The sequence below is a fragment of the Microbulbifer regidiadema (SeqCode) genome (genome assembly GCF_052466995.1).
Window position 1 is genome coordinate 2,313,442 of the sequence record NZ_CP174297.1, and the last position, 22,776, is coordinate 2,336,217.

Annotated in this window: 19 protein-coding genes; 8 read left to right on the top strand and 11 right to left on the bottom strand. The window is 48.8% G+C overall.

What is annotated here, in order from left to right:
• The 8 genes from nuoH to ACJJIK_RS10055 all read left to right on the top strand — a co-directional run bounded on the left by nuoH (window position 1) and on the right by ACJJIK_RS10055 (window position 7,880).
• The gene (gene nuoH / locus ACJJIK_RS10020; protein WP_444944949.1) at window positions 1–957 is read left to right on the top strand and encodes an NADH-quinone oxidoreductase subunit NuoH; all 957 of its coding nucleotides are present in this window, start codon (window positions 1–3) and stop codon (window positions 955–957) included.
• Between the two features lie 31 nt (window positions 958–988).
• The gene (gene nuoI, locus ACJJIK_RS10025; RefSeq protein ID WP_444932085.1) at window positions 989–1,507 is read left to right on the top strand and encodes an NADH-quinone oxidoreductase subunit NuoI; all 519 of its coding nucleotides are present in this window, start codon (window positions 989–991) and stop codon (window positions 1,505–1,507) included.
• A gap of 48 nt (window positions 1,508–1,555) precedes the next feature.
• Complete coding sequence (gene nuoJ, locus ACJJIK_RS10030; RefSeq protein WP_444932086.1) at window positions 1,556–2,065, top strand: NADH-quinone oxidoreductase subunit J; 510 nt, start codon at window positions 1,556–1,558, stop codon at window positions 2,063–2,065.
• A 4-nt stretch (window positions 2,066–2,069) separates the two neighbouring features.
• Entirely contained in the window at window positions 2,070–2,387 is a 318-nt protein-coding gene (gene nuoK / locus ACJJIK_RS10035; protein ID WP_444932087.1) for an NADH-quinone oxidoreductase subunit NuoK, read from the top strand.
• Window position 2,388: 1 nt separating this feature from the next.
• Window positions 2,389–4,227: an NADH-quinone oxidoreductase subunit L gene (gene nuoL / locus ACJJIK_RS10040; protein WP_444944950.1), complete on the top strand. Its 1,839-nt coding sequence runs from the start codon at window positions 2,389–2,391 to the stop codon at window positions 4,225–4,227.
• The gene (gene nuoM / locus ACJJIK_RS10045; RefSeq protein WP_444932089.1) at window positions 4,224–5,822 is read left to right on the top strand and encodes an NADH-quinone oxidoreductase subunit M; all 1,599 of its coding nucleotides are present in this window, start codon (window positions 4,224–4,226) and stop codon (window positions 5,820–5,822) included. The genes nuoL and nuoM overlap by 4 nt, the downstream gene beginning before the upstream one ends.
• Window positions 5,819–7,348: an NADH-quinone oxidoreductase subunit N gene (locus ACJJIK_RS10050; RefSeq protein WP_444944951.1), complete on the top strand. Its 1,530-nt coding sequence runs from the start codon at window positions 5,819–5,821 to the stop codon at window positions 7,346–7,348. The genes nuoM and ACJJIK_RS10050 overlap by 4 nt, the downstream gene beginning before the upstream one ends.
• A 73-nt stretch (window positions 7,349–7,421) precedes the next feature.
• The gene (locus ACJJIK_RS10055) at window positions 7,422–7,880 is read left to right on the top strand and encodes a hypothetical protein (RefSeq protein ID WP_444932091.1); all 459 of its coding nucleotides are present in this window, start codon (window positions 7,422–7,424) and stop codon (window positions 7,878–7,880) included.
• Between the two features lie 113 nt (window positions 7,881–7,993).
• Here the strand turns inward: ACJJIK_RS10055 and ACJJIK_RS10060 are convergent, their stop codons facing one another.
• From ACJJIK_RS10060 to ACJJIK_RS10110, 11 genes are all read right to left on the bottom strand, one after another.
• Window positions 7,994–10,471 (bottom strand): TonB-dependent receptor plug domain-containing protein, encoded by a 2,478-nt coding sequence (locus tag ACJJIK_RS10060; protein ID WP_444944952.1) that lies wholly within the window; start codon window positions 10,469–10,471, stop codon window positions 7,994–7,996.
• A gap of 897 nt (window positions 10,472–11,368) precedes the next feature.
• On the bottom strand, window positions 11,369–13,897 hold the full coding sequence (locus tag ACJJIK_RS10065) for a TonB-dependent receptor plug domain-containing protein (RefSeq protein ID WP_444944953.1): 2,529 nt from the start codon (window positions 13,895–13,897) through the stop codon (window positions 11,369–11,371).
• Window positions 13,898–13,918: 21 nt separating this feature from the next.
• Entirely contained in the window at window positions 13,919–14,179 is a 261-nt protein-coding gene (locus ACJJIK_RS10070; RefSeq protein ID WP_444944954.1) for a hypothetical protein, read from the bottom strand.
• A gap of 519 nt (window positions 14,180–14,698) precedes the next feature.
• Window positions 14,699–15,394, bottom strand: a complete 696-nt coding sequence (locus ACJJIK_RS10075; protein ID WP_444944955.1) for an aspartate/glutamate racemase family protein — start codon at window positions 15,392–15,394, stop codon at window positions 14,699–14,701.
• Window positions 15,395–15,658: 264 nt separating this feature from the next.
• Window positions 15,659–15,958 carry a hypothetical protein gene (locus tag ACJJIK_RS10080; RefSeq protein WP_444944956.1) on the bottom strand — a complete coding sequence of 100 codons (300 nt, stop codon included), beginning with the start codon at window positions 15,956–15,958 and terminating at the stop codon, window positions 15,659–15,661.
• Window positions 15,959–16,064: 106 nt separating this feature from the next.
• The gene (locus ACJJIK_RS10085; RefSeq protein WP_444932097.1) at window positions 16,065–16,886 is read right to left on the bottom strand and encodes an MBL fold metallo-hydrolase; all 822 of its coding nucleotides are present in this window, start codon (window positions 16,884–16,886) and stop codon (window positions 16,065–16,067) included.
• A 142-nt stretch (window positions 16,887–17,028) separates the two neighbouring features.
• The gene (locus ACJJIK_RS10090) at window positions 17,029–17,532 is read right to left on the bottom strand and encodes a protein disulfide oxidoreductase (protein WP_444944957.1); all 504 of its coding nucleotides are present in this window, start codon (window positions 17,530–17,532) and stop codon (window positions 17,029–17,031) included.
• A gap of 15 nt (window positions 17,533–17,547) precedes the next feature.
• Window positions 17,548–18,174, bottom strand: a complete 627-nt coding sequence (locus ACJJIK_RS10095; RefSeq protein ID WP_444944958.1) for a thioredoxin family protein — start codon at window positions 18,172–18,174, stop codon at window positions 17,548–17,550.
• Between the two features lie 88 nt (window positions 18,175–18,262).
• Window positions 18,263–20,281 (bottom strand): protein-disulfide reductase DsbD family protein, encoded by a 2,019-nt coding sequence (locus ACJJIK_RS10100; RefSeq protein WP_444944959.1) that lies wholly within the window; start codon window positions 20,279–20,281, stop codon window positions 18,263–18,265.
• 84 nt (window positions 20,282–20,365) lie between these two features.
• Window positions 20,366–21,394, bottom strand: a complete 1,029-nt coding sequence (locus ACJJIK_RS10105) for a glycosyltransferase family 4 protein (protein ID WP_444944960.1) — start codon at window positions 21,392–21,394, stop codon at window positions 20,366–20,368.
• 90 nt (window positions 21,395–21,484) lie between these two features.
• Entirely contained in the window at window positions 21,485–22,642 is a 1,158-nt protein-coding gene (locus tag ACJJIK_RS10110; protein WP_444944961.1) for an NAD-dependent epimerase/dehydratase family protein, read from the bottom strand.
• Window positions 22,643–22,776: the final 134 nt, after the last annotated feature.

Here is a 22,776-nt window from a genome sequence, read left to right on the forward strand (position 1 = left end):
ATGAATGCGAATGTCTGGATCATACTGCTCAATATATTCGGTGTACTGGTAGTCACCGTCTTGCTCGCGGCAATTTTGACATGGGGTGAACGGCGCTTACTGGGATTCTGGCAGGATCGCCCAGGCCCTAACCGGGTGGGCAAGTTTGGCTCCCTGCAAGTGGTTGCAGATATGATCAAACTCTTTTTTAAAGAGGACTTCACTCCCAAATTTGCCGATATCCCGGTCTTTATACTGGCCCCCACCGTGGTGATGGCAACTATGCTGATCGCCTTTGCAGTCGTCCCCATGTCGCCCAGTATCGGGGTTACCGATCTCAATATCGGCTTGCTGTTTGTACTGGCTATGAGTTCTATCGCCGTCTACAGCGTCATCCTTGGAGGCTATGCCTCAAATAATAAATATGCCCTGCTCGGTGGGCTGCGAGCGGCCGCACAAACAGTATCTTACGAAGTCTTTATGGGCTTGAGTCTGATGGGCGTAGTGATGCTGTCCGGGAGCTTTAACCTGCGCGAAATAGTCAATGCCCAGGCGGATGGCTGGTTTATTATCCCACAGCTCCTCGGCTTTTTTGTCTTCTTTATCGCCGGTATCGCCGAGAGCCGCAGAACTCCATTTGACCTGCCAGAGGCCGAACATGAGCTGACCGCCGGATTTCATACCGAGTATTCCGGTATGAAGTTTGGTATGTTTTTTGTTGGGGAATACTTGGCGGTAATCCTGATTTCCGCCCTGATCACCACACTATTTCTCGGCGGCTGGCACGGTCCCCTACTCCCTCCGCTTATATGGTTCTTCCTGAAAACCACTATTTTGGTCGCTTTATTTATTCTTCTGAGGGCGGCCATTCCGCGCCCCCGCTATGACCAGTTAATGAAATTCGGCTGGAAGGTGATGTTGCCCCTAGCCCTGATTAACCTCTTGGCGACCGCAGCCGTACTGCTGTGGAAAGCCTAGAAAATTACCCTAAGCGTGCGAGGCCAAAGGAATGATTTCAAGCCAAATTCGCAGCATGTGGTTGGTATTTAAACACCTGTTTCGCAAAAATGTCACCGTGCAGTATCCCGATGAGAAACCCTACCTGGCGCCGAGATATCGCGGCCGGATTGTTCTCACCCGCGACCCCAATGGGGATGAGCGCTGCGTTGCCTGCAACCTCTGCGCTGTAGCCTGCCCCCCAGATTGCATCTCCCTACAGAAAACAGAAGATACCGACGGGCGCTGGCGCCCCGAATATTTTCGTATCAACTTCTCCCGCTGCATTATGTGTGGTCTCTGTGAAGATGCCTGTCCAACCTATGCCATTCAGCTGACACCGGACTTCGAGATGTGCGAGTACGATCGGCAGAATATGGTGTATGAAAAGGAAGATCTCCTGATCAGTGGTCCCGGTAAATATCACGACTACAGCTTTTACCAGGTCGCCGGCAAGGCTATCGCGGGGAAAGACAAAGGGGAGGCACAGAACGAGGCCGAACCCATTAATGTAAAGAGCTTAAATCTATAACTCTTTAGCCAAGGCGCTGACTAATCACTAAAAAAAGAGGCTGTCCCGGTGCATTACACTTTCTATCTGACTGCTGCGGTTGCCATTGTCTCCACAGCCATGGTTATCTTTCACAAAAACGCCGTTCACGCACTACTTTATCTTGTCACCTCGCTTCTATCTGTTGCCGTTATCTTCTACCAGTTTGGCGCGCCCCTGGCAGCTGCCCTCGAAGTTATTATTTATGCCGGCGCGATCATGGTACTGGTTATTTTTGTCATCATGATGCTCAATCAGGGGGATGCGGCGGTTGCACAGGAACAAGCTTGGTTGCAGCCCCACACCTGGATAGGGCCGGCGCTGCTCTCGGCCATACTGCTTATCCAGTTGCTTCTACTGATTAGCAGCGGGCAAATTTCCTCCGCTCAAACCTACCACTATATCGGCCCCAAACAGGTTGGTATTGCTCTTTTTAGCCATTACGTCCTCGCCGTCGAACTCGCCTCAATGCTGCTTCTGGCAGGGCTTGTCGGAGCCTTTCATCTGGCCCGGCACAGAAAAACCATTCATCCGGAGTGACACTATGCCTATCGAATCTGCACCGGGTTTGGAAGCGGGTGTGCTATTGGCCTCCATCCTGTTTTGCCTGGGATTAACCGGATTACTGATCCGACGAAATGTTATTTTTATGCTGATGTGCATAGAAATCTGTACCAATGCCGCAGCACTGCTATTTGTCGTTGCGGGGTCACACTGGGGCAATGCCGATGGACAAGTGATGTTTATTTTTGTAGTCACCCTGGCCGCTGCGGAAATCGCAATCGCCCTGGCGCTGGTATTGCAATTTTACTACCGAAAACATACGGTCGATATTGACCAACTCAATGGATTGAGAGGTTAATATGAATGGATTTCTAGCCTGGATACCACTGCTTCCCCTACTCGGCTTTCTGATCTTAACCAGCCTGCCTCTGTTGACACAGAGGGAGCCGTCACAAAAATTAGTCAGCCGGATTGGCGTCGGCAGTGTAGGACTCTCAGCCGTTTTGGTTTTTAGCCTCACTTTTTCCACCTTTCTGGGAAATCCAAACACGGTGCTCACCCTATCCGCCTGGGAGTGGGTGCGAGTCTCTGAGCTTCAGCTCGGCTTCACTTTTTATGTGGACTGGCTGACCCTGGTAATGCTTATGATCATTACCGGAGTTGGATTCCTGATCCACTTATACTCCGCCGGATATATGCGCGAGGACCCAGATTTCCGCCGCTACTTTTCCTACCTGAATTTATTTGTCTGCGCCATGTTAATTCTGGTGATGGCAGACAATTTGGTACTCCTCTATCTCGGTTGGGAAGGCGTGGGCCTGTGTAGTTATTTACTGATCGGATTTTGGTATAAGGATGCCGCAAATGGTGCCGCAGCACAGAAAGCATTTATTGTTACTCGCATCGGCGATACGGCCATGGCAATCGGCCTATTCCTGCTGTTCTTTGAATTCTCAACGCTGAATATTCCACAACTGATTGCCGCAACGGAAAATCCCGGGGTTAATACTCAAACGGTGACCATCGCGATGCTGCTACTGCTGGGTGGCGCGGTGGGTAAATCAGCCCAGATTCCACTCCAGACCTGGCTGCCCGATGCGATGGCGGGCCCCACCCCGGTCAGCGCCCTTATCCACGCAGCCACCATGGTAACGGCCGGAGTCTATTTAATCGCCCGTATGCACCCGCTCTACCAGCTGTCAGAAACCGCTATGCTGGCGGTGGCGATTGTCGGCGCCCTAACCCTGTTGATATCCGGTTTCAGCGCGATTGCCCAAAGCGATATCAAGCGGGTCCTGGCCTATTCGACCATCAGCCAGATCGGTTATATGTTCCTGGCTCTCGGCGTCGGCGCCTGGTCCGGGGCCGTCTTCCACCTGATGACCCATGCGTTCTTTAAGGCTTTACTGTTTCTATCTGCCGGGTCGGTCATCCTGAGCGTCCATCACGAGCAAAATATCTTTGCCATGGGAGGGCTCTACCGCAAAATTCCCTTTACTTTTATTTGCTTTGCCATCGGTTGCGCCTGTCTGGCAGCACTGCCCTTTACCTCCGGTTTCTACAGCAAAGACTCTATTTTGCTCAGTGCCTATGAGTACCACCAAGGGGGGAACCTGCTCTGGCTTGCCGGCCTACTGGGGGCACTGGTCACTGGGATTTATAGCTTTCGGGTCTTATTTCTCACCTTCTTCGGCAGTGAGGGCAGCGCCTCCTCTCACTGTAAGGACGCCAACAACACCGCGATGACTCTCCCCTTGGGGATACTCGCTGTACTCGCACTCTTCGGCGGAATGCTATATCCCCCCCTACAGGGAGTCTTTGGCGCTGCGGGCGATAAACCTCACTCCTGGTTTATTGAGGCTATTGCGATAGCCATGCCACTAATAGGCCTATTTATCGCCTGGAGAATGTTCCTGTACGAGAAAAAAATGGGGGAACAACACTCTCCGATAATGAAATTTTGGTTGAGTGGATGGCATTTTGATGCGCTCTACGATCGCGTTTTGGTAAAACCCTTCAAGGTCATCACCGCCCTCAACCGCAAAGACATTATCGATAGTATCTACAAAGGGACGGCCTCATTGAGCGCACAATTAAATAATGCGCTCAGTTCATCACAGAACGGGCAGATACGCTGGTATTTAGCCACCTTTGTAGCCGGATCAATTTTATTCCTAGCCCTTCTGGTGGCTCTATGACATTACTGGCAATAATTATTATTCTATTTGCAGGGGGAATATTAGCTTGGCTGGCGGAGAGATATCTCTATGAGGGCGGGCGCTGGATCAGCCTGATTTCCCTGATTATTGCATCCCTCTTGTTAGTCCGCTACTTCCCCCAGGTAGACAGCAGCACTGTTGCGGCGGACAACCTGTGGTGGGATAGCCTTATGCTAGCCTGGATACCCCGCTTCGGTATCAGCTTTCACCTAGCCATTGATGGGCTCAGCTTTTTGATGCTGTTACTGACTATGGGAATGGGTATCTTCGGGTTAATAATGACCTGGAATGATATCAATTTCCGGCGGGGATTTTTTTATTTCAACTACCTGTGGACCCTGGCCGGTATTGTCGGTGTCTTTACCGCGATCGACCTCTTTTTGTTCTTTTTCTTCTGGGAGGTGATGCTGATTCCCATGCTGCTGCTGATCGCAGTTTGGGGTTATGAGGGAAGAATCTACGCCGCGATCAAGTTCTTTATTTTTACTCAGGCAAGCAGCTTGTTAATGCTGATTGCTATCGTTGCCCTGGCCTTTATTCACTACCGTAATAGCGGACAATTGACCTTCAACTACACTGAGTTGCTCGGCGCGCAATTGTCTGCGAGCGCAGCTTACTGGTTGATGCTCGGGTTTTTTATTGCCTTTATCGTCAAACTACCAGCACTGCCCTTCCACACCTGGCTGCCCGATGCCCATACCCAGGCACCTACCGCCGGCAGTATTCTACTGGCAGCTATTCTGCTAAAAACCGGCGCCTATGGTTTGCTGCGATTTACTCTGCCCCTGTTCCCGGAGAGTTCGCAAGCGTTTGCACCAGTGGCAATGACCCTCGGGGCCATCAGTGTGGTCTACGGTGCATCGCTGGCCTTCGCACAAAAGGATATGAAGCGGCTGGTCGCCTACTCCAGTGTGAGCCATATGGGCTTTGTTCTTCTGGGGCTCTACGCACTAAATAGCATCGCCCTACAGGGTGCTGTGATGCAAATGATTGCCCACGGCCTGAGTACTGCCGCACTTTTTGCTCTGGTAGGGGCATTGCAGCACCGGCTGCATACCCGGGATATGAGCCAGCTCGGTGGCATCTGGCCTCTACTACCAAAACTATCCGCTATTGCGCTCTTCTTTGCCGTCGCCTCTTTGGGGCTGCCTGGGCTGGGTAACTTTATTGCCGAGTTCCTGGTACTCGTTGGCAGCTTCAAAGCCAATCACTGGATAACGGTGATCGCAGCCATCGGGCTTATAGGCGCCGCACTCTATGCGCTCCTGATGATGCAGCGTGTCTTCTTTGGTGGCATCAATGAGAAATTAAAGCCTGTTACTGAGGGGAAAACTGTCAGTGATTTGAGTCTCAGGGAGGTTTCTGCGCTGCTTTCCCTGGCGGTATTACTCGTTATCTTTGGGCTTAGGCCCCAGCCCATTTTTGATATCGCCGAGCCCGCTATTGCCCAATCCATACAAAGACTCCAGGTCTCCAAGCAAGAAAACAGCGTGGTTCAGAAAGCAAACCCGGAGGCTTCAGCCAAGCAACCCTCTCCTGCGGTGAAAGGTGCAACTACAGGTACATCTCTATGAGTGCCCAAGAACTATTTTCTATACTGCCGCTGTTGCTAATTAGTGCCGGCATCGTATTTTTACTCCTCCAAGTATCTTTCTGGAGGCATCACACAGGTGCATTAATCACAACCCTCATCACTTTGACGGCAACTATTATTTCCTGTTTCTGGGTTGGCGCTAGCCTGCCGGCCAATAATGGTTCCATTCAGGTCACCGCTCTTTTATCTATCGACTACAATGCACTTTTCTTTTGTCTATTGATACTGGTTACAGCAATCGCGGTCAGTATTTTGGGCTACAACTACTTAAAACTTCGCTGCGACCTCAATCGCAATCCGGATAGTTATCCCGAAGAGTTTTACATTCTGCTGTTGTTGTCCATTTTAGGGGCAACCACTCTGGTATTTTCCAACCACTTTGCCAGTTTTTTTCTCAGTATCGAGTTAGTCAGTCTTGCACTGTATCCCTTACTGGGTTTTATAGTGAATGGCAACCTATCCTCAAAGAAAGACCAGCTAAATTCCCTGGAATCTGCCTTTAAATACTTAATTTTATCGGCGCTATCCACAGCTCTCGGCTTATTTGGTATCGCACTCATTTACGCCGCATCTGGGGCAGTGGATTTTGGCAGCATCGCGACACGCATGCAGGATCTTTCCCAAACGTCTGCGCTTTTTGCCACCGGCACGACTCTGCTGGTCATTTCTGTCGCTTTTAAACTATCACTGGTTCCATTCCATATCTGGACACCCGATGTCTTCCAGGGCGCGCCTACCCCAGTAACCGCATTGATCGCCACCGTGGGAAAAACAGCAGTCATTGCCTTTTTATTGCGATTCTTTAATGTCTTAAACCTCTATCAAAGCCCTATCCTGATTGACTTACTATCAATCGCGGCTATCGCCAGTATGCTGATCGGGAATTTATTGGCGTTAATGCAAAGCGACGTCAAACGGCTGCTGGCCTACTCATCAATCGGCCATATCGGCTACCTCATAGTGGCATTTATTATTGGCAACAGCTCATTTGGCACTGAGGCGGTAATTTATTATATGGTCGCCTACGTTATTACCACACTTGGCGCTTTTGCCATTATTGGCCTGATTGCCGACTCTGCCGAGGCCGCTCAATTGGGCAATGGTAAAACCCGTAACGCCGATGAGACTTACCACCGGGATTTTTATCGAGGTCTACTCTGGCGCAGCCCCTGGTTGGCTAGCTGTTTCGCCCTGATGCTTTTATCCCTCGCCGGCATTCCGCTAACCATTGGGTTTATTGGAAAGTTCTATGTATTTAGCGCCGGCGTTGAGGGCAAAATGTGGCCCCTGCTAGCCGGTGTTGTTATTGGCAGTGCTTTGGGGCTTTTCTACTACCTCCGCCTGCTCCTTACGATGGTGCAAAGAGATGCCGCTGACGTCAACAACCACACTGAAACCTTACAAATTACGACTTCGGGACAAGTTTTAATCGCAAGCCTTTCCGTTGCACTGGTTTTGTTCGGAATTTTCCCACAAATTCTTATTAACTGGATAAATGCTCTATAAAGTAAAGACTGAACGCTGATGTAAAAATTATTTTAAGGCCCAGGAGATAACCTGGCCATCAGAGGGTATGTATATGAAGACTTTTAAACAAGCATTTGAAGTCATTCAGGATGCTGAGAGATTCCATCTGGAAATGGCAACTGCCTACGAGACCTTATTAGAAAAATCAGAGGACTACCGAACCCAGTTACTCCTAAAGCATATGCTTGAGCATGAGCAGAGAATGGCAAAAAACCTGCAAAACTACAGCGATGTCGCTCAAAATAAAGTTATGAAGACATGGTTGCAATACACCCATGAAGAAAGCGCCAATGACTTTGTTCGGCGCCTCAAATTGAGCGATCCCCCCACAATCCGCGAGATCAATAATATGGGCCGGGAAGTCGACCGCTATTTCTCAGAGCTCTATCAGGCGGTATATGGTGCCATCGAGTCTATGGAGGTGAAGGAAGTTTTCGAGGACTTAAAGCAAATACAGGACAAGGAGCGCATTACCTTATCAATGGCCACCAATTCACTGTGGGATATGTGAAAATCCCGCTGTCTCCAGCGGGATTTATCCTCAGGCAACTCTATAATCGGCTAATCCAGGATAAAACTACCCGGGTTAGCCAACTATAAATTCACAACGCTAGCTAGCAGTTGTTAGAACTCATACTGCCCTCTTACGTAGTATAGAGCGCCGTTGTAGCCCATTGGGGCTGTTTCAGGATACTCAGCGCCAGAAACACCAGACCAGGGGTTTTTATCTGGATAGTTGTTGAAGACGTTTTCCGCACCCGCTATCAAGCTGATAGAGCCACTCAAGTCGTAGGCAACCTCAATATCCACGGTCCACTCATCACCGGCATCAATGGGCAGACTGTAATCATCCAGGTGTGCTTCCCAGTAGCTACCGTAGTAGTTGAGTCGCACCAGACCGCGCCAGTTATCTGCCGCGTGGGTGATAGAGGCATTACCGCGCACTTCAGGCAAACCGTCTTCCAGCTGTTGGATACGCATGTCATCCACGGTATCTGTGCTGTAGTCGGTAACCTCAGTTTTGGTCCAGTTCATGGCCAGATTGAAGTCTGTTGCCTCACCCAGCGGGTAAGTGGCTACCAGATCGACACCTCGGGTCTTGGTATCGAAGTCATTGGTGTAGAAACGGAAGTACTCCAGAGAATCAGCACCACTGATACCATCAGCAACCAACTGAGCGCGCTCTTCATCGCTCAGCAACTGACTGGCAGACTGGGTGATCCGATCGGTTACCGCGATCTGGAAGTAGTCCAGAGTAATATCCCAATCACCCGCAGCGATAATGGCACCAACCGTAAAGCTCTTGGATTCCTCCGGCTGCAACTGCTTGCCGCCTTTCAGTACCGCAATCGGGTTGGTGGCAGGAATTGTGCCCCGGTTAGCCAGTGCACCTTCGGTATAGACCGTAGTGACATTGGTAACATTGGACTGACCCGGGGTCGGTGCGCGGAAGCCGGTGCTCACGGTGGAGCGCAGGGCAATAGCGTCATTGATGCTGTAGTGGGCTGACAACTTGAAATTGGAAGTATCGCCGAAGTCAGAGAAGTCCTCCCAGCGCAGAGCTGTACCCAAGCGCAAGGCATCGCTCACTTCGAGTTCAAAATCGGAGTAAAGCGCAATATTATCCCGGTCAAATGTGCCTACAACCTCAGGACCAAAACCAGAGAATCCATTCGAACCAATCAGGAAACCCTGTTCTGCCAGATCGCCAACTTGCCAGGAGGCAGTATCACCCTGTTTGACTTCAAACTCTTCTTCACGCCACTCAAAGCCTGCAGCCATAAACAGCGGCATGCCAGACAATTCAATACTTTTGGTTAAATCAATATTGAAATTGGTTTCATCCTGAACGTAGCCCCCTGGGTTAAAACGGGTGGGGCTATCAGGGCCAAGCGTGGCATTAATGGTGTTGTAAATAACGAAGTCCACTTCGTTGTGCCCGTTACTGGCGCTCACATCGTAGCCAATACCGTTGGCAAGTTCACCACGAATGCCGAATACCGCAGAGTAATCCTCAAGCTCGCCACCAAAACGGGGAGTGAATCCACCGGGGAACACTTCAGTGAAAGAGAAACACTCATCGCTGGACTGTGCGGCCTCATGGGTCATCCCCACACAATCATCAATGCCGTTGCTGGCATCGAGGTCGCCAATCAAGGGCTCGCCACCGAGCGCGTAAATACCGGTGCGAGTTTCCGGATTTCGGAAGAAAAAGCCCCCATCCGTTTCGCGGCTGGCATAATTACCAAAGGCATAGAGCTCCGCACTATCACTCAACTCTATAGCACTATTGATAAAGAATTTGGTATCGTCATTAACTTCTGGCTGACCCCAGATCTGCGCGGGATCGGCGACATAAGTATTGCCATCGGCAATTAACTGGGCAGCATCATCGCGCTGCACACTGCGGCTGGTAGAGTCCTGCTGACGATACTCAAGACTTACATTCACAAAGCCGGAGTCAGTTAACGGCAAACCAAAATTGGTGGCAACCGTGCTCTGATCCCCATCGCCTTCAGCAGTGGTTGCATGCTTAACTTCAACAGTGCCACCTCCCGCATCATCCTTTAGCTGGAAGTTGATAACCCCCGCAATCGCATCAGAGCCGTATTGAGCTGCGGCACCATCGCGCAGGACCTCGACCTGTTTAAGTGCAATCGACGGAATGGCAGAAATATCCGGTCCTTGGGCCCCATCGGAAACACCGGCACCAAGGAAAGAGATAACGGCAGCGCGGTGACGGCGCTTGCCATTGACCAGAACCAGTGTGCTATCGGACGGCAGTCCACGCAGGTTGGCGGGGCGTACAATTGCAGCCGCATCGGCAATGGCCTGCGTATTAACGTTGTAGGATGGAACAACGTTTCGGAGCAAATTACTGAGATCTCCATCTCCCTGATTCATGAACTCTTCGCCTGTCATGATATCAATGGGAGCGGAAGAGTCTGTAGCAGAGCGCCCTTCGACTCGAGTACCGATAGTGATAACTTCTTCGAGAATTGCGTCTTGAGCGATAGCGGGACTACTTGCTGCGGCAATCGTCACTGCCAGCAGAGAGGGGGCGCTACTGGCAGCTAGCCAGCGCTTCTTTTTTTCATACATAGAAAAAACATCCTGTTTTAGTTATCTCTTCTTATCTTCCTCCGGGCGAGACTAGCCAAACTTCACTTACCCTAACCTGGGAAATAAAGTAAAAATAAATCGGCTATTTGAGGTGCACCCCTGGAGATTAAAAAAAGTTTTTACGTATTTAAAAGCTTGTTCACGCAGGGGCAGGTTACCACTAATACATTCATGGCAAGAAGTGTGACAACCAAAGAAAATGCTAGAAAAGTGTGATTTACAACAAGAAAAAATAAATATTGAGAACTAGAGCAAGACACAAGTTCACATACTGACAATAGTGCCAATGGGCTTTTAAATCCCATTAGGTGCTTAAGTAAAATTTAATAACCTGTACAAAACACCTACTACTCACCCTTATAGTGGAAATATTTTAAGTATTACTCTCAAACAAGAAAATGAAATATATTTGAACATTATATATAGAACAAATGTATTAATTCCAGCTAAAAGCACTATAGACATCACTCTTATAGATAAGACAGGCGAGTGCTCCCGCCCACTAACGGTGGGCACACTCTTAATCAATAAGCTACGCAATATAGGTACCCAAGCAAAGCTTTCGAAAACCGCTCCCCTATATTTTATGAGGACACGGAAAAATAGCGAGTACAGGTTGAAAGCCAATTCTCAAAGTTCTATCAGGCGGTATATGGTGCCATCGAGTCTATGGAGGTGAAGGAAGTTTTCGAGGACTTAAAGCAAATACAGGACAAGGAGCCCATTAGTTTATCAAAGTCTAGCAACTCGCTATTGGGATAAGTAAAAATCCCGCTGTCTCCAGCGGGATTTATCGTCAGGCAACGCTATAATCGACTAATCCGGAATAAAAATCGGGTTAGCCAATTATAACTTCAGAAGCCCATCTAGCAGTTATTAGAATTCATACTGCGCTCTTACGTAATATAGAGCACCATTGAATCCCATTGGGGCCGTTTCTGGATACTCAGCACCAGCAACTCCAGACCAGGGGTTCTTATCTGGGTAGTTGTTGAACACGTTTTCCGCACCGGCGATTAAGGTCATGGAGTCGTTGAAGTCGTAGGCGGCCTCAATATCCACGGTCCACTCATCACCGGCATCAATGGGCAAGCTGTAATCATCCAGGTGTGCTTCCCAGTAGCTACCGTAGTAGTTGAGTCGCACTAGGCCGCGCCAGCTATCCCCCGTATGGGTGATAGAGGCATTGCCGCGCACTTCAGGCAAACCGTCTTCCAGCTGTTGGATACGCATGTCATCCACGGTATCTGTGCTGTAGTCGGTAACCTCAGTTTCGGTCCAGTTCATGGCCAGATTGAAGTCTGTTGCCTCACCCAGCGGGTAAGTGGCTACCAGATCGACACCTCGGGTCTTGGTGTCGAAGTCATTGGTGTAAAAACGGAAGTACTCCAGAGAATCAGCACCACTGATACCGTCAGCGACCAACTGAGCGCGCTCTTCATCGCTCAGCAACTGGCTGGCAGACTGGGTGATCCGATCGGTTACCGCGATCTGGAAGTAGTCCAGAGTAATATCCCAATCACCCGCTGCGATAATGGCGCCAACCGTAAAGCTCTTGGACTCCTCCGGCTGCAACTGCTTGCCGCCTTTCAGTACCGCAATCGGGTTGGTGGCAGGAATTGTGCCCCGGTTAGCCAGTGCACCCTTGGTATAGACCGTAGTGACATTGGTAATATTGGACTGGCCCGGGGTCGGTGCGCGGAAGCCGGTGCTCACGGTGGAGCGCAGGGCAATAGCGTCATTGATGCTGTAGTGGGCTGATAACTTGAAATTGGAAGTATCGCCGAAGTCAGAGAAGTCTTCCCAGCGCAGAGCTGTACCCAGGCGCAGAGCATCGCTCACTTCGAGTTCAAAATCGGAGTAAAGCGCAATATTATCCCGATCAAAAGTACCTACCACTTCGGGGCCAAAGCCAGAGAACCCGTTTGAGCCGATCAGGAATCCCTGCTCTGTCAGGTCACCCTCCTGCCAGGATGCAGCATCGCCTTCTTTTACTTCAAACTCTTCTTCACGCCACTCAAAGCCTGCGGCCATAAACAGCGGCATGCCAGACATTTCAATACTTTTGGTTAAATCAATATTGAAATTGGTTTCAGTTTGAGCATAACCACCAGGACTGAACTCAGTCGGTGTATCTGGGCCCAAAGTAGCGTTTATCGTATTATAAATATTGAAATCTACTTCGTTATGGCCTCTACTGGCACTTACGTCGTAGCCAATCCCATCGGCAAATTCTCCCCGTATGCCGAAGACCATAGAGTAATCCTCAAGATCTCCACCGAATCTTGGCGTAAACCCTCCTGGAAACATTTCTGTATAAGAAAAGCACTCTTCGAGATCATGGGCTTCTGACACACTCACGTTCTGGCAATCATCAATACCGTTACTGGGATTTAAGTCACCAATTAGAGGGTAGATGAATACTTCGTCGTCATCTATAATGCCATTCCCGTTTACGTCTATCTTTTCCTCATATGTAAAAATCCCAGATCGGTTCTCGGGATTTCGGAAATAGAACCCTCCTTCAGTAGAACGACTCGCGTAGTTACCAAAGGCATACAGCTCAGCGGTATCATTTAGCTCTATAGCACTGTTGACAAAGAACTTAGTGTCATCATTAACTTCTGGCTGGCCCCAGATCTGCGCAGGATTGGCAACATAGGTATTGCCATCGGCGATCAACTGGGCGGCATCATCGCGCTGCACACTGCGGCTGGTAGAGTCCTGTTGACGATACTCAAGACTGACATTCACAAAACCAGAGTCTGTCAGAGGCAGGCCGAAATTCGCCGCTATCGTACTCTGATCACCATCACCTTCAGCGGTAGATGCATACTTGGCTTCAACCGTGCCGCCCTCAGCTGCATCCTTTAACTGAAAGTTGATAACGCCGGCAATCGCATCGGAGCCATATTGGGCTGCGGCACCATCGCGCAGGACCTCGACCTGTTTAAGTGCAATTGCCGGAATAGCAGAAATATCTGGTCCCTGAGCGCCATCGGACACACCGCTGCCGAGGAAAGAAATAACGGCAGCGCGGTGGCGGCGCTTGCCGTTAACCAGAACCAGTGTGCTATCGGGTGGCAGTCCACGCAGGTTGGCCGGGCGCACAATTGAAGCCGCATCAGAAATGGGTTTTGCATTAACGTTGTAGGATGGAACAACGTTTCGGAGCAAATTATTGAGATCTCCGTCTCCCTGATTCACAAACTCCTCACCAGTCACAATATCGATGGGAGCGGAGGAGTCTGTAGCGGAGCGCCCTTCGACTCGAGTACCGATAGTGATAACTTCTTCGAGAAGTGCATCTTCAGCGATAGTGGGACTACTTGCTGCGGCAATCGTCACTGCCAACAGAGAGGGGGCGCTACAGGCAGCTAGCCAGCGCTTCTTTTTTTCAGTCATAGGAAAAATACCCTGTTTTAGTTATCTCTTCTTATCTTCCAAGCGGAACCAACCAACCTTCACTTGAGCCAACTCAAGTGACACAGCAAAAATAAGTTGGCGATGTAAGGCAATACCTCTGGAGATCAACAAAAACTTTTTTACGCACTTAAAAGCTTGTTCACGCAGGGGAAGATTACCACCAATACATTCACTGCAAGAAGTATGACAAGCAGGGAAAATGCCAGAAAAACAGTAATTTGCAACAAGAAAAAAAGAATATGAAGAATTAGAAATGGACATAAATCCACATACTGACAATAGTGCCAATTATGGATAGCATCCAATTAAGCGATTAAATAAAATTCAATTACCGAGGCAAAAAAATAATGGAGAATTTTTATAGATAAGATATTACAAATAATAACTTTAAGTGAGGATAAATAAAACCTATTTAAGGATTTCAAATAATACAAAAGTATTAAGTTCGCCTAAAATCGATATAAATATCATTCTTATAGAGAAAGATGTAGAGGTATCCCCCTATTGCAAACGCCCTCATCAGCAATTGTTAGGCAGATTTCGCCAAAACTGATCCTCCTCCTATCAATAGCAGCGGTGTTAGATCGCCCCAGAAAGCCCTACAGGGCGCCTGTATAGATATTGTGCAGTGATACAGAGGTTCTTCCGGCCGAATAGCCGTAGAGTCGCGCCACCGATACCCCCAGAAACGAACCAATCAATTTTATAGCACCTGTAATGAGCAGCTAATCACACAACCGATTGATCCGAAGAGTCCCGGGGGGAAATCCGCCCACCTGTTCAATAATTGAGCGCAAACTTAACCGCCGCCTGCGCATGAATCTCGGTCGAGTTCATCAGGGGGATAGCGGTATCCTCCTGTGAAAGCAACATACAGATCTCTGTACACCCAAGAATGACTCCCTCAGCCCCCCGCTTAGATAGCGTATCAGCGATACGTATAAACTCCTTTTTTGAGGGATTTAGAACCTCCCCCCGGCACAGCTCCTCATAGATGACCCGGTGAACAATCTCCCTATCTCGGGGCTCTGGAATCAAAACCTCAATACCGTATTTCTCCTGCATATAGCCACGATAGAAGTCTTGCTCCATGGTAAAAGCTGTCGCCAATAAGCCGACCCTTTTTATTCCCCGCTCAATAAGCACCTCAGCGGTAGCATCGCCAATATGTAAAAAGGGCACACCGATTGAATCAACGATATCCCCAGCAACCTTGTGCATCGTATTGGTGCACAGTAACAGGCCCTCAGCACCGGCCTTCTCTAGACCCGTTGCCGCCTCAACCAGTAACTTGCCCGCCTGTTGCCAGGCCCCTTCCATTTGTAATTTAGCAATTTTTTCAAAATCGACGCTGTGCAGTAAAATTTCCGCAGAGTGCAGCCCCCCCAACTTCCGTGCCACCCCCTCATTAATAAGCCGATAATAAATTGCCGTACTTTCCCAGCTCATCCCGCCGAGCAGACCAACCTTCCTCATAAACTAGAGCTCATTTGCTTATTTTTACCAAAAATTAGAAAACTATTCTTAAACATAAGTAAGCCGCACTGCAAGGACCCTGGAGTAGCACCATAAGACCGCTCCCCATCAACAACGGCGACACTCAGAAAGCGGTTGTGTGGAAATATCTTGTCCGCTTATGAAGTTACAGCGCAAAGTATGAGCCTCTCTGTCACAAGACTGGACCTTACAGCCCACAATTGCGGCACTACTATTTTTAATACCCTATCATCTATGGCGGAACTAGTCAGAACGCCCTTTAGCGCCCTCCAAATTCTGTCCCGCTTGCAAGAGAAGTGTTTCAACTGTCTTATTGCGACACTGGAAGTGCTTATGAAGCCCTAACGCGATAAGAGCAGGAGCCAACTTTTCCAGCTGCTCAAGTGCTAATTCCTGCTGCTTATTGGTACCCTTTTCCAACATGTCGATATTTTTGAGTGCAGCAAAGATAGAGCCCTTACGCACCTGAATACCATCGATAACAGCAAAATCCTCACTATCAGGCAGCACATCTTCCGGTATAAACGCTTTTTCCTTAGCCATAAACCAAGTCCTCCTATTACCCAGATATCCCCAGCATAAAAAATTGAAATTAGATATCACCCAAACAAATCATAAATACCAAGTAAAATAATACTCTCACCAGAATTTAAGATCCTGGGGTTTGAGAGGGATCAAAACGCATACAGGAGGCAATTAGATTTTTCTTACTGAAATTATATCCCGATAGTAAACTCATCAGAGTTTCTCTACCTAGCAAACGATAAGTAATTTCATTCAGTGGCAATCCCTGACGCTCAAGCTCCCGCGCTTTAACGGCCAAATTCATCAAATAATCATACTTAGCCTGCAATCGGGCCTTGCCATTCTCGACAACTCCCCGGTGAGGGCATAGCATGGTATCAAAATCATAACAAAGTAATTTGCTGATACTTTCCATTAAGGTTGGAATACTTTCATCCTTGCGCAGCAATTTTAAATGGCTAGCGACATATAAGTCAGCGGTAAATACCCAGCCTCTATCATTAAGCAAATAACAAGTCATATCCTTTGCATGCCCAGGCGTGGGGATTGCGGTGACTTTTTCACCGGCAAACTTCAACTCTTTGGGCAGAGGGGCCGCCTCGGCCCGCCCCGCTTTTCCCCAGATAAGCATCTGGATAGGCGGTATGCGAAATCCTCTCTTCAGGATTTCAATCGTTGCCTTGGGCGCTCGGGGCTGGATGCCAGTCAATTTATAAATCGCTCCGGCATTACCACTGTGATCTTCATGGTGATGGGTAAGCACCAGCTGCTTAAATGGCTTGTTCTTCACAAACCACTTTACATACCTCCACTGGTTACTGGGTCCAGTATCAACTATAGTGTCGCCCAAGCGATAAATAATAAAAGTGGTATTAATACCAAAGTCAAAACGCCCTACTCGTTGCGCATCCAGATCTTGATAATCAAAAGAATCAATAACCGACACGCCATTCTCCCGCGCAAGAGACAGAGCCTTAAAACATTATAGAATGCTTATCCGCTGGGATAGCTTCTGTCTGCGCAAGATAATTCCAGTGTCTCTGGGCTAGGAAAACAGTGTCACGACAAAAAATCTTAAATTTGGCAGGCTACTTCGTCATCTTTAAACGCAACTGTAAACCCAACTTCGAGGTAGCACCGCTAGTTACCCAGGCAACTTGCCCATCGGTACCGACTATTAGTAAGGTTGGCGTCACTTTCACACCCCACTGTGCACTCAAAATTCCCTGTGGATCATTTATTGAAGGAAAGTTGATGTCATGATCCCGCATATATGCGGCAACCGATGCCTCCCCCCCAGACTGCATCGCAACTCCAATAACCTGATGATCCCAGGATAACTCCGTCACTGCCGGAGAAACGATACGACAGTAAGGGCACCAGGTTGCCCAGAAATAAATCAGCACAGGGCCTTTAGGGTACATTTGTTTTAGATCAATAAGCTCCCCATTAAGGGAGTGCCCCTCCAATAGGGGCACCTGATCCCTGGGAACCTCCCTCTGCTGGAAATAACCTACGGCAGTAACCATCATTACCGCCAATAGGATAAATATCAGCGTTTTAATGAGGTATCTATAGAGAACGGTTCCCACTCCAAATGTCCTCTCTTAGTACTTCACACTACAGCCATAGGCACGGGACGAGGCCTTAGGTACCGCCAATCCTTTTAATGAAGCATCGAGTGCCGCTGAAACATAGTTATATGAGCTTGCAATCACAGCGGGATTCGCTGAGTCATTGTCGTCAATGGCTCCGGCATATACGACCTCCCCCTGGGGATTAACAATAAACATATGTGGTGTCGTCTTTGCTCCATAGGCACGGCCCATAACCCCATGGATATCTAATAAAAGTGGCACACTGGCACCGAGGTTATGGTCCTCCGCAACAGCAATAGCCTGAGCGGGCTCTAAATACCCCTGCTTCCCTTTAGCGGAAGAAATTACTGTAAGCCAATTAACTTTCTGTTCGGTATACTTTTTTTGTAGGGACTGCATATTACCGCTAGCATAATGTTTTTTAACATAGGGGCAATCTTTATTAAACCACTCAATAACCAGCCATTGACCAGCGTAATCGGCAAGCTTATGGGTATTCCCTCGCGCATCCACGGCAGAAAACGGCGGCGCTTTTTGCCCTGGCACAGCCGCCGCCCAAACAACACTCGGCAATAATAAAAGTAAAACCAGTGTCTTTCTCAATACGGTGCGATTTAACTTGAAAAACATTTGCATGATTTATCTTCCTCACTGTTGGTCGTTAAGTGACTATACAAACTCCTGAAAATACCCCCGCAGCTCTCTGTGGCCAGCAGAACTCAGCTTACGGTACCTTCGGGGGCTCCTCAAACAGTGCTGCAATTAAAGACGCTTGCAACAGTGGTGGGAGTAACTCCGGTGTTTGCGCCCCGGCCGGATACCAGGCATACACCGGGACCGAGTTTCTTCCCAGCTCCTGTAGTGCCTGGCTGATCTCGGGGTCATAGCGGGTCCAGTCAGCGCGAACTAACAGTACTTTATTTTCCTTAAATAACGCCTGTACAGCCGGCGTATCGAGCACCAGCGTTTTATTAACCTGACAGGTAACACACCAGGCTGCTGTATAGTCAATAAATACCGCGCGCCCGCTTTGCAGCGCTTCCGCTAACAGCACTTTGTCATAGCTGTGCCAGCTGTCCACCGGTTTTTCCATTCGCTCACGATCCTCCACACGAATTACCGGCATAGAAATCAGCAAAGCAGCAACTACACAAGTTAACCCTACAGCAGTCCCCTTACTGGCGAAGTTCTTACCAAGCCAGATTGCCAGTGTGGCAGTAAGCAGCAGACTTAAGCCTACAAGCCAACCAAAGTCTCCAGCCAAGCGCCCCAAAACCCACAGCAGCCAGATCACCGTGGCATACAGCGGGAATGCAAGCAACTGGCGCAGCTTCTCCATCCATAAACCCGGAGCCGGCAGGCGTCGCAGCAGAACTGGGCTAGCGCATACCAGGATAAAAGGTGCCGCGAGCCCTAAACCGAGACACAAGAAGATTAACACAGCCTGAAACGCTGGAATCACCATTGCTGCACCGAGGGATACCCCCATAAATGGACCGGTACAGGGAGCGGCGACAAAGACAGCTAATACACCGGTGATAAAGGCGCTGCGGCTATTCGAACTGGCCAGCCCCATTAATCGGTGTCCAAATTCAAAAAAACCACTAAAAGACAATGCCATTAACCAAAAAAGTAGTATTAGCCCCAAAACCACAGCGGGAGATTGCAATTGAAACCCCCAACCAACAGCCAGCCCTCCCCAGCGCAACACCAGTAACCCCAAGCCCAGGGAAAGGAAGGTCAACATAATTCCGGCGCTATACAATAAGGATTCACGCAAACGCTCGGCGGGACTATTTCCACCATTGATCAAGCCAAATAGCTTGATTGAAAGCACAGGGAATACACAGGGCATCAGATTTAGCAGCACACCACCAATAAATGCAGCTAGCAACAGCAGCCATACCGGGGCTGCGCTTTCCTTGCCCGCCACTTGAGGTAACAAGGGGGCACTGATTTTCCAGGACTGATTGGAGCCTACAACAACAAACTCACTGCTTTCGCCAAGCTCGGCACCGGGCAAACGCTTGAACCTGTAGAGTAAAGTTTCGCCCTGGTGTTGAATTTCTGGTTCAGATGCAGAGAACAGTTCTCCATTTATAGGAAAAACAGCAGGGCTTGTGCCGCTACTATTCGCTCTCAGCTGCAAACTAAGATAATCACTTCCCTGAGGTGAAACAGACAGCGCTTGCCACGGACTCTCAACTCCCGCCTGCGGGAGCCGGCTAGCAAAATAATCTCGCAGTGCCAGATCTGTAGCAGACCAAGCCAGCTGCTGGGCAAGCGGACGAGTCAGGCTCATGGTGGCAAAACCCGGTATACAATCTACCTTGCAAACCAGCCACTCAAGGTCAGCGTGTATGGCTATCTCTTGCGCCTTATTTTCCGGGTAAACCTGGAACAGGTAAGCAGTATCTGCGGAGTAACCCAGATTGGTAAGATGCTCCACCCGCAAGCGTATTGGGAATGGCCACTCAATGGGACCGAGCACCGCACCCTGGGCAGATAGATCAAATCGGGGAGCCGCACCGGAATCTCCCGCATTGCGCCAATACACATGCCAACCAGGATCTACTTCAAAGTAGAAACCGATCCTCTCCTCCGCACCTTCACGAAAAGTTTCTGGTGCCAGCCAGCGCACCCTGACATGATCGCCAGATGCCGTCTCCTGTGCCAGCGACAGTCCGCTGATCAACAACAGCAGTACACAGCAGATATTGAGCAGAATTGTCTTTATTTGCACTGCGATACCATCTCCATCATCTCTGGCGCTCAGTTACCCTTTACCCCTCATATCCACTCCAGTGAAGGTTATAGGGCCCCACCGTTAGCCATCAACAGGTAAAGCCTCCACAACACTGACCGGCACTAAATTGGAGATAAAATCTTCAGTCGCGAGATCCCAAGAATAGGTTCTGGCATGGGCGACACAATCCGCCCGATCTAACAATAGTGCTTTTTCAATAGCTACTTGAAGATTGCTATCCAGTGCCCCAACCGGCGCATCGCCAATAATATCTTTGGGACCGGTTACCGGGTAAGCTGCCACCGGTAAACCACAGGCCAGGGATTCGAGGTTCACCAAGCCAAAAGTATCAGTTAAAGAGGGAAAAACAAAAACATCCGCAGCACTATAGCACTCGGTCAACTCCTCCCCCTCCTTAACTCCCAGATATAGCACCTCGGGAAACTTTCTTTTTAGCGCTTTGAGCTGAGGGCCATCTCCCACGATGACTTTTGTTCCCGCCAGCTCTAGGGATAAAAATTTTTCCAACGATTTCTCTACTGCAACGCGTCCAACATTTAACATAATTGGGCGGGTTAATCCCTGAAAAAGTGTCGTTTCAACTGGACGAAATTTATCCAGCTCGACCCCCCTGCGCCAGCGGGTAACACGAGCAATACCCAGAGCCCGAGCTTCTGCCGTCATCCCCGCTGTGGTCACCATCGTTTGTGCCGCAGCATTGTGGAAACGCCGCAACAGACCATGCAACCACTTCAGTGGTATTTTGTAGCGGATTGAAACATACTCAGAGAGACGGGATAGCCACGAAGTAGTAAAGCGTAAATTATTTCTTATGCAGTATCCCCGCACCGCCCAACCCACGGGGCCCTCACTCATAATATGAATAGCATCCGGCGAGAACTGTTCAATAATCCGCGCGGCCTTTCTAGCGGGAAATACGGCAATTTTGATCTCCTTATAACCCGGCCAGGGAAAATTAGTGAAATCATCAGCGGAAACAATTTTCACCTCATGTCCCCGCGCCGAGAGTTCACTCTCAGTTTTGTCCAGCACCCTGGACACACCGTTTAGTTGCTTCGGATAGGTATCCGTAGCAATCAAAATTTTCATGTTTCGCACTCTTCAGCTATGGGTATAAAAACGCTCTTCTAGAGGTAATCTAGACCACACCGAAAATCAGTTCCTCTAGTTACAGACCTATCACCACTTAGATATACAGGGGATTTTACTTTGATCACAGCGATAGGAATATTTTTTGGCAATATCCTCAACTTCGCTGAGAAGGCTGTGATTGAGGGTTATTGGCCTCAAGCCCATCTCAAGCAGCTGATCATTATTTACCAGTAAATCGTTTTCTGCGGATTCTTTCCTGGGATTATCCAGATAGGCAATACCGACCCCGGTTTTTTTAGCAATTAATTTGGCCAAATCCCCAACCTTGTGCGTCTCTGTCATCTGATTCAGGATTTTGACTCTTTCACCAGACTCTGGAGGATTTTCAATCGCCAACTGAATACAGCGACAGGTATCCTGAATATGAATAAACGCCCGCTTCTGACCACCCGTCCCATATACAGTGAGAGGATAATTAATCGCTGCCTGCATCAGGAATCGATTGAGCACTGTGCCGTAATCGCCATCGTAATCAAACCGATTGATCAGATATTCATCTCTCTGTGTTTGCTCGGTCTGGGTGCCCCAGACAATGCCTTGATGTAAGTCAGTAACGCGGACCTGATCATTTTTGTTATAGAAGGCAAATAACAACTGATCCTGGGCCTTTGTCATATGATAGATAGAACCTGGATTGCTGGGGTAAAGTATCTCTTGCTCAGAGAGCTTTCCAGCATTCTCTACCTGAATTTTTAAATAGCCTTCAGGGAGGGCAAGACCTGCTGTACCATAGCCATATACTCCCATGGTACCCAGATGAACCAAATGTATATCCCGTTTACTCTCAACTATCGCCGCTAAGATATCATGGGTGGCATTTAAATTATTATCGAGGGTATAGCGCCGATGTCCGGCAGACTTCATCGAATAAGGCGCAGCGCGCTGTTCTGCAAAGTGTATAACCACATCCGGTTTTTCCTGCTTGAACAGCTCCAGTAACCGCTCAAATTCCCGTCCAATATTAATGGATATATACCTGATGGATTTTCCGGAGATTTCGCGCCACACCCGAAGCCGCTCTGACAAAGGCTTAATTGGCGTCAATGAATCAACTTCAAGCTCAATATCGATTTTCCGCCGGGAAAAGTTATCCACAATTACAACTTCATAGCCCGCCTCGGAAAGGTGGAGAGAAGTTGGCCAACCACAAAAACCATCCCCCCCTAAAACCAATATTTTTCTCACCCTGCCCCCTATACTATTTTCAAGCAATGCTCCACCTTGAGTAAATTCAAGAATCAACTGATTTTAATTTGAATTAAAATCTAAAATTACTAGCTATCATTCGGTGGAACATATAATAAAATTTATTCGATTTT